The organism is Erythrobacter sp., from assembly GCF_038133525.1.
Taxonomy (GTDB): Bacteria; Pseudomonadota; Alphaproteobacteria; order Sphingomonadales; family Sphingomonadaceae; genus Qipengyuania.
Map to the genome: position 1 here is coordinate 12,010 of NZ_JAYPTL010000026.1, position 6,250 is coordinate 18,259.

Sequence of the window (6,250 nt, forward strand, 5' to 3'; positions counted from 1 at the left end):
CGGATGAAATAGGGGCGCGCTTGAGTACAGGGAAGTTTGATTACTTTGTGGAGAACAACAACCGCCCTGGCCCCAGTCGTTCGAGAACCTCGTTGATCTTGTCTTGTTCGAACGCAAAGCAGCCGAGGCTCCGCCCGACGCGACCCTGCAACTCGGCCATGGAGCGATCGACGTAGTCGGCGCCATGGATCACGATTGCGCGATCCCAGGCGCGGTTGTTCTCCGGGTCAAGGCCATGCAGGCGACGCGATCGCCCGTGCTTGCCGTAATAGGTATCGGCGGTGAGGAAACTCCCCGACGAGGAAGCGTATGATCCGGGCCGGTTGGAGAAGCGTTCGACATAGCCGGTATTGGCCGGGTCAGAGCCTCTTCCGTGCGAGACGAGATAGGTGGCCTCGATCCGACCTTCCTCTACATTAACGAGGTAGAAGCGAGGTTCGGACGAGTGTTGGGCATAATCCGCCACCGCGATCCGGTCATGACAGAGGACTCTGTCTCCGTGCTTGCCTAGCGCTTCCAATGCTTGCGAGACCGGTGTGGGCAGTGGTGTGACTGGTGTCGCGAGGGGTGAGGCTGCTGGCGAGGCCGGCGGCGGGACGATGGCGGCGCTGGGAGCGGCGAGGCCAGCAATGACGCAAGTGCCGCTGCCAATGAATTGGCGTCTGGTGATTGTCATGGTGCGATCCCTGGGTAACTAGTACAAAATGTGGGTTCTGGATCGCCGGAGGCAAGGACGAGGCAAGATGAGTGGTGCCCTGAGAGCGGCAATTGCATTGGCGGCAACCGCGGTCGCCTGGTCTCCGGTAGCGGCCCAGGAATTGCATCATTCGTGGTCTGCCGCAGACGTTACCAAGCTGAAACAGTGGGTTGCCGCTGCGCCTCAGGATGCCTTGCCGCGGCTTGAGACGACCGCGCTCGATCGGGCGCTCGCGAATGGAGATGCAGAGGAAATTTCGCGGCAGGCGCGGCAAATCGCGCTCCGACTGGCGAAAATGCACCTCAAGGGGCGCGCGAGCGAGGCTGAGCGGCGTGGCTGGAACATTCGCGACACCGACGACGAGAATGCCCTTGGGTCGATGCTAGACAATGCCTTGGGTAGCGGCTCGCTCGACACGTTCTTCGCTGTCCAGCGTCCGGCGCATCTCGAATATTCCGCCTTGCGGGCGGCCTATGCCGCTGATGCAGATGAACAGCGCCGCAAGGTAATCGCTCGCAATATGGAGCGATGGCGCTGGCTGCCGAGGTCACTCGGGCCGGACTATGTGCTCGTCAATACCGCCCGCTTCGAAGCAAGGTTGTGGCGCGCAGGCGAAGTTGCCGGGACATGGCGCGTGATCGTCGGCAAGATATCCACGCCTACGCCGGTCTTCGATGCGACCATCACCGGCGTAATCCTCAACCCTTGGTGGGAAATTCCGGCGAGCATCGTCAGGGAAAGCGTAGGCGCGCTGGTCAGGCGCAATCCGGCATTGGCGAAACAACGCGGTTATGTCTGGAGCGATGGCCGCTATCGCCAGCGGCCTGGACCAAACAACGCGCTGGGTCAGATGAAGTTGGTCATGCCCAATCCCTATTCGGTGTTCATGCACGATACGCCCAACAAGGATCTGTTCGAGAAGGAGGTCCGCGCCTTCAGCCACGGCTGCATCCGCACGGGCGATGCCATCGGTTACGCAGCAACGCTGCTTGAAGGGGTGAGGACGCGCGAAGAGGTCGACCAGATCGTGGCGGGCGGGGAAACCACCCAGCTCGATCTCGCGAAGCCACTGCCGCTCTATGTCGCCTATTTCACGGCGGTTGAGAACGATCAGGGCGGGATCGACATTCTTGACGACATCTACAGGCGTGATGATCGCATCAGGACCCTGTCTGCCGATTACCGCTCAGAGGGACGGCTCGCGGCCACCGGTTGCGCCATGCAATCGGCGGAGTGACGCTGACCCGCGAGTTTCGGCTCAAGGCTTTCCGATCGGGGCAAATTACTCATTTCCAAAAGGCCTTTGTCCCATGTCAAAGGCCATGCCATCATTGTCTGGTACATCGCGGGATGGACGAGCGGGGAGGGCAATAGTCGGTGGAGCTGGCCTTTCATGGAAGCGGGCTGAGCAAGATCTACCAGACGGGGGAGACCGAGGTTCATGCCCTTCGCGGAGCGGATCTCGAAATTCCGGCGGGGGAACTGCTTGTGCTGCTGGGGCCATCTGGCAGTGGCAAGTCGACCCTGCTCAACATCGTCGGTGGTCTGGATCGACCCACTTCGGGCGAACTTTACTACCGGGATACCGATCTTGTCGCCCTGGATGATCGGGACCTGACCCGCTTTCGACGAGCGAACATCGGCTTCATTTTCCAGTTTTACAATTTGATCCCCAGCCTGACCGCGCGGGAGAACATTCAGCTGGTCACCGATATCGCGTCCAACCCCATGGATTCGATGGAGGCGCTGGAGCTGGTAGGCCTGACCGATCGTGCCGATCATTACCCCGCACAGCTGTCTGGCGGAGAACAGCAGCGCGTCGCGGTTGCTCGTGCGGTCGCCAAGCAACCCGGCGTCTTGCTCTGCGACGAGCCGACCGGAGCGCTCGACAGCAAGACCGGTGTGCGTGTGCTGGAAACGCTCGCCCTGGCCAATCGCGAGCTTGGTACGACGGTCGTTGTTATCACGCACAATGTCGGCATCGCCGCCATGGCCGATCGCGTGCTGCATTTTCTCGACGGGCGCATCGCGCGGGTTGAAGTGAACGAAAAGCCGATTCCGGCCCGGGAAATCAGCTGGTGAGGGCGCTGAACCTCAAGTTGCTGCGCGATCTTTGGCGGATGCGCGGGCAGGCGCTTGCCATTGCGCTGGTATTGGCCGCCGCTACTTCCACCTTTGTATTGTCGATGGGCGTCAACCGGTCACTCGCAGAGACCCGGGACGCCTATTACGCGCGCAACCACTTTGCCGATGTCTTTGTCGAAATGACGCGCGCTCCGCGCACTATCGTCGATCGCGTGGCGGCGATCGAGGGTGTCCAGCGAGTTGAGGGGCGCATCCAGCAATATGCTTCGCTCGATATGCCCGGCCGTGCGGTCCCCGTGCGCGCGCTGATCAATTCGATCGACGAACATGGCTACAACCGGCTCAACCTGGTCACCCTGCGCGAAGGGCGCTTGCCGCGGCCGGGCGCGCCACAGGAAGTGGTCGTCGACGAGGCGTTTGCGAAGGCGAATGCACTCAGCATCGGGGATGAGGTATCGGCGTTGATCTACGGCAGCCAGCAGCCTCTCAGCATTGTTGGGATCGGGCTGGCGCCAGATTTCATCTACGCACTGGCGCCGGGCGATATCGTGCCGGACGAAACGCGCTTCGGGATTTTCTGGATGGGGGAACTGGCACTGGAAGCGGCAACCGATCGCAAGGAGGCGATCAATGCGCTTTCATTGACTCTCCAGCACGGCGCTTCCGAGGCCGAGGTGATCCGAAAGCTCGACGATGTCGTCGCGCCCTATGGCGGGGCAGGGGCCTATGGCCGCAAGGATCATATCTCCAATGCCTTCGTGGACAATGAGCTGGCGCAGCTCGATGCGATGACGCGGGTCATTCCGCCGGTCTTCCTGGTTGTCGCCACCTTCCTCGTCTACATCGTGCTGGGTCGGCTGATCCGCACCGAACGGACCCAGATCGGGCTGATCAAGGCCTTTGGCTATTCGGACTGGGCCATCGCATCGCATTATCTCAAGTTCTCGCTGGCGGTCGCCGCTCTGGCCACCATCGGCGGCGCGGCAGCGGGGATCTGGATGGGGCGGGCGATGACCGAGATCTATCTTCAGTTCTTCCGCTTTCCCTTCCTTGAGTACCGCATTTCGGGAGGGGTGTTCCTCGCTGCAGCCGCGCTGTCGTTTGGCGCAGCGAGCCTTGGGGCGATGGTGGGCATGCGTACCGCCGCACGATTGAACCCGGCCGTCGCGATGTCGCCACCGCCACCGCCCGTCTACCGTTCGGGTACACTCGAACGGTTCGGCACCTGGGCGGGCTTCACAACGATCGGGCATATGATCGCCCGGCACATAGCTAGGTGGCCCTGGCGTTCGGCGATAACGGTTCTCGGCGTCTCGCTTTCGCTTGCGCTGCTGTTCGCGACGCTCCAGTTTCTCGACTCGAGCCGTGCGATGCTGGATTCCTTCTTCTTTCGGGCCCAGCGGCAGGACATGACGGTGACCTTCACCGAGCCACGCAACGAAGACGTGATTTACGCGTTGCAGCAGCTCCCCGGGGTGATCCGCGTCGAGCCCATGCGCGGCGTTCCGGTCAAGCTCAGCTATGCCAATCGGACCGAGCGTGCAGCGATCGAAAGCACCAGCGAAGACGCAATCCTGTCCGCGCGGATCGATAGCAGTGGCGCGGAATTGGGGCTGCCTGCGGCAGGTCTCATGCTCAGTCGCCGATTGGCGGACAAGCTGGCGGTCGATGCAGGCGATCGGGTCCACGTTGAATTGCTTGGCGGCCGCCAGACGGAATTGGAAATGCCCGTCGCCGGGATAGTCGATGAATTCGTGGGTGAGCGCGCCTATGCCACACAGGATGTGCTCGAACGCCTGACGCGCGACGCGTCTCCAGTAGGATTGGCGTTGCTACGGACCGATCCGGCATATCGCGAAAGCATCCTGACCCGTCTTAAGGGCATGCCCTTGATCCTGGGGGTCAGCGAACGCGATGCGGCGATGTCGCGGTTCGAGGAGCTGATCGACCAGAACATCAACACAATGCTGTTCTTCTATATCGCCTTCGCCTCTGCGATCGCGGTTGGCGTCGTCTATAACAGTGCCCGGATCCTTTTTTCGGAACGGGCCCATGAGCTCGCGACATTGCGCGTGCTTGGCTATTTCCGTTCGGAGGTGGGGCTGGTGATGCTGGGAGAGCTTGCCTTGCTGGTAGTAGCCGCGGTTCCCGTTGGATGCATCATTGGCTATTGGTTGGCGCAATTTATGACCGCCATGTTCAGTTCCGACCTGTTTCGCCTGCCGTTTGCACCTTCGCGTGCAACCTTTGGCGTTGCTAGCCTGGTGGTCATGACGGCGGCCTCGCTGACGGCGCTTGCGGTGGCAAGGCGGGTGTTTGGGCTGGACATGGTACGCGTGCTGAAGGGCCAGGAATGATGGGGGCCTTCATCAGGCGCTGGCGTTGGGCTTTGCTCATCGTGCTGTCGTTGGTGGCTGGCCTGACGTTCGCCTTCTGGCCGGAACGGGTGCCGGTCGATTCCGGGAAGGTGTCGCGCGGCCCGATGACTGTCGGCGTTACCGATGACGGGGTGACGCGCGCGGAAGAGTATTACATCGTATCCGCGCCCGTGACGGGTTTTCTCTCTAGGATCGAGTTCGAGGCTGGCGACCGGGTTTCCCGCGGCGCACTGATTACTCGGATGACCGGGGTGCCTTCGACTCCACTCGATCAGCGCAGCGAGAGTGAATTGCGCGCGGCGCTGACATCCGCGCGCGCAACCCTGGGCGGGGCGCAGGCGTCGCTGGAACAGGCGCAGAGGGACCTCGCCCGTGCGGAAGAGTTGGCCAAGCAGGAGTTCCTGTCTCGAGCCCAGCTGGAAGCCGCACGCACTCGCGTCGCCAACGGCCGCGCACAGGCGGATCAGGCGCGTGGGGAGGTGCGACGCCTTGAAGCCCTGCTTGCGCAGCCCAAAGGCGCAGGGATCGGGAGTCCGATCGCCGTTCGCGCTCCGGCTGGTGGTTCGGTCATGTCGGTCATTACCGAGAGCGAGGGCGTGATCGCGCAAGGGACGCCGCTAATCACCATCGGCGATCCGCAGCAGATCGAAGTGGTCGTGGACCTGATTTCGCTTGAGGCGGCACGGGTGAGTGTGGGCGATCAGGTGCTCATTACCCAATGGGGTGGTGACTCGACGATCCGCGGGCATGTCAAACAGGTCGAACCCTATGGTCGCTTGAAGATTTCCGCACTTGGTATCGAGGAGCAACGCGTCAACGTGATCGTTGGCTTCGACCCGGCGCAAGCCGATACGCTTGCACGGCTTGGGCACGGTTATCAGGTCGATGCGACCTTTGTCCTATGGAGCGACGACAAGGCCTTGCGTGTCCCGATCGGGGCATTGTTCCGCGGTGGCGATGGCGGCTGGCGCGTGTTCGTGATCGAGGGCGGACGAGCGGTCGAGAGATATGTCGACCTCGGCCATCTCAACGATGAGTATGCCGAAGTTGCAAAGGGACTCCGCGAGGGGGATGACGTCATCCTCAATCC

5 protein-coding genes are annotated in these 6,250 nt (G+C 61.9%); 4 read left to right on the top strand and 1 reads right to left on the bottom strand.

Annotated features, from left to right (window positions below):
- Positions 1-40: 40 nt before the first annotated feature.
- Positions 41-676: a murein L,D-transpeptidase catalytic domain family protein gene (locus AAFM29_RS08620; RefSeq protein ID WP_341712398.1), complete on the bottom strand. Its 636-nt coding sequence runs from the start codon at positions 674-676 to the stop codon at positions 41-43.
- 67 nt (positions 677-743) lie between these two features.
- Between AAFM29_RS08620 and AAFM29_RS08625 the strand changes: the two genes are divergently transcribed.
- From AAFM29_RS08625 to AAFM29_RS08640, 4 genes are all read left to right on the top strand, one after another.
- Positions 744-1,934 carry a L,D-transpeptidase family protein gene (locus AAFM29_RS08625; protein ID WP_341712399.1) on the top strand — a complete coding sequence of 397 codons (1,191 nt, stop codon included), beginning with the start codon at positions 744-746 and terminating at the stop codon, positions 1,932-1,934.
- Positions 1,935-2,074: 140 nt separating this feature from the next.
- Positions 2,075-2,779, top strand: coding sequence for an ABC transporter ATP-binding protein (locus tag AAFM29_RS08630; protein ID WP_341712400.1), 705 nt, complete (start codon positions 2,075-2,077; stop codon positions 2,777-2,779).
- On the top strand, positions 2,776-5,139 hold the full coding sequence (locus AAFM29_RS08635) for an ABC transporter permease (protein ID WP_341712401.1): 2,364 nt from the start codon (positions 2,776-2,778) through the stop codon (positions 5,137-5,139). Before AAFM29_RS08630 ends, AAFM29_RS08635 begins: the two co-directional genes overlap by 4 nt.
- Positions 5,136-6,250, top strand: a 1,115-nt coding sequence (locus tag AAFM29_RS08640) for an efflux RND transporter periplasmic adaptor subunit (RefSeq protein ID WP_341712402.1), incomplete at its 3' end; no start/stop codon positions are given. The genes AAFM29_RS08635 and AAFM29_RS08640, both read left to right, overlap by 4 nt.

Excerpts from the sequence above, each read along its gene's own strand:
- AAFM29_RS08620 (WP_341712398.1), bottom strand. The coding sequence starts at position 676 with ATGACAATCACCAGACGCCAATTCATTGGCAGCGGCACTTGCGTCATT.
- AAFM29_RS08625 (WP_341712399.1), top strand. The coding sequence starts at position 744 with ATGAGTGGTGCCCTGAGAGCGGCAATTGCATTGGCGGCAACCGCGGTC.